The following is a 2,343-nucleotide window of genomic DNA, read 5'->3' on the forward strand; positions in this document are numbered from 1 at the left end:
TTGCATCCTTTATCCAGATACCATTTATACAGCACTTTTGAAAATGGTAAATCAGTTGGAGGTAAGATAGACCAGATCAAAATTTTCTTTATCCTGGCTTTTTGTATTTTGCTCATTGCCTGTGTGAATTTTATGAACCTTTCTACCGCCCGGTCAGAAAAAAGAGCACGGGAGGTAGGTGTTCGAAAAGCCATCGGTTCTTCCAGAAAATCGCTGATGAGCCAGTTTATGCTGGAGTCAGTTTTACTTGCCTTACTAGGTATGGTTGTGGCTTTTGTTTTAATAGAATTGTGTCTTCCGTATTTTAATAATCTGTTAAATATCCAGCTGACCATCAACTATGGGGAATGGAAGTTTTGGGCAACTTTATTGGGCTTAACACTTCTTACAGGTTGCATTGCAGGAAGCTATCCTGCTTTTTACCTTTCTTCTTTTGATCCGGTTAAAGTTTTAAAAGGTTTCAGTATGGCTGGAAATTCCTCGTTTTCCGTAAGGAGGGTCCTGGTTGTTTTTCAATTTGTATTTGCTGCCTGTTTAATTGTTTGTACATCGGTGATTTATCAGCAACTGAATTTTATAAAGAATAAACCAGTTGGATACGATCAAAATGGATTGATAGAAATACCGATCCAGGGGAATCTTAAACGCCCTGAAAAATTAGCTTTGCTGAAAGAGCAATTGCTTAAGACAGGTGCCGTTACGCATGTGACGTATTTTAGCAATAGTCTAAATAGTGGCGGTAACAATACTTTTGGGGTAGAATGGCCAGGGAAAAATCCAAATGAAAATGTCCTGTTCAACTATAGAGATGCCGGGGCTGATTTGACGAAAACTTTGGGTTCTCATATGGTGGCTGGTAAGGAATTTTCAGAAAACCAGCGGGATTCTACAAAAGTGATTGTGAATGAGGCTGCAGTAAAGGTGATGGGATTGAAAGAGCCTTTGGGTACCGTTATTACCAGGTGGGATACAAAGGTGACCATTATTGGGGTGATGAAGGATTTTGTGATGGAGTCACCATATCAGGGAGCGGCGGCTATGATTATAGGAGATAATATAAATAATCTTGCGTATGTGACCATGAGATTAAACCCGGCCCGGAACGTTTCTGCTTCTGTTGACGAAATTGATGATATGGTAAAAAGAATTAACCCTGATTTTCCTGTAGACCGGCATTTTATCAATGATGATTTTGAACAAAAATTTCAGAACGAGCAGTTATTGGGTACTTTGTCTAATTGGTTTGGTGGTTTTGCCATCTTTATTTCCTGTCTGGGATTGCTGGGGCTGGCCTTGTTTATGGCGGAACAGCGGAAAAAGGAAATCAGTATCCGTAAGGTTTTGGGTGCCAGTACGATGAATATTTTAACTCTGCTGAATAAAGATTTTATGAAGCTGGTGGCTATTGCCAATTTAATTGCTTTCCCATTGGCTTATATCATCATTAACAAATGGTTGTCTGGTTATGAATTCAGAGTTGGTCTTTCCTTTCTGCCTTTTGCGATTGCCATTAGCCTGTCTTTGATCATTGCGATAGTCACGGTAAGTGTGCAGTCTGTAAAAGTTGCGAAAGCGAATCCTATAGATGCGCTTAAATATGAATAATACTTAACGAAGGAGTATATGTTTAAACTAAATTTGAAAATCGCGTTACGTAGTTTGTGGAGGCATAAAGGCTTTACACTTATTAATATTGGAGGTTTGGCTATAGGGCTGGCCAGTTGCATGGTCTTGTTGCTGTATGTTGCTTATGAATGGGGCTATGACAAGCAATTTAAGAATTATGATAGAACTTATGTAGTGTATAACAACTCCGTAACACCAACTCAGACTTTTAGCTGGGCCTGGACACCAACGGTTATGGCCAATGAAGTCCGGACTAAAATACCGGGTGTTGCCTATGCCTCTCATTCCTCTTATCCCAGCCCTCAGCTGATCAGTTATAACAAGAACAGTTTTAAGGAACCCATGGTATTTGCAGATCCTGAATTTCTGAAGATACTGGATTTTAAATTCATTAAAGGTAATCCGGACCAGGTATTGAAAGGAGTAAATTCTGTTGTGCTGACAGAAAGTATGGCCCGGAAATTATTTGGAAATGAAGATCCGATCAATAAAACAATAAAGGTTGAAAACAGGGATCCGCTCAAAGAGGGAGCTGTCGATTTGTTGAAAGTGGAAGGCGTAATTGAAGATGTACCAAAAAACAATACGATTCAGTTTACTTATCTGGCTTCATGGAAATTGTTTGAGCAAAACAGTCCATGGGCAAGAAATATCAATTGGGGAAATAATTCCTGCTTGACCTTGGTGCAGCTTAAAGAGAAGGCTTCTTTTGATGAT

The 2,343-nt window shown here is 39.4% G+C and carries 2 protein-coding genes; both read left to right on the plus strand.

The window, feature by feature from the left end; genetic code table 11:
• Positions 1–1,605, plus strand: a 1,605-nt coding sequence (locus VNZ46_RS29180) for an FtsX-like permease family protein (RefSeq protein WP_325565207.1), incomplete at its 5' end; no start/stop codon positions are given.
• Between the two features lie 18 nt (positions 1,606–1,623).
• On the plus strand, positions 1,624–2,343 hold a 720-nt coding region (locus VNZ46_RS29185), incomplete at its 3' end, for an ABC transporter permease (protein ID WP_325565209.1).

It is taken from the genome of Pedobacter sp. (assembly GCF_035566355.1).
Classification (GTDB): Bacteria; Bacteroidota; Bacteroidia; order Sphingobacteriales; family Sphingobacteriaceae; genus Pedobacter.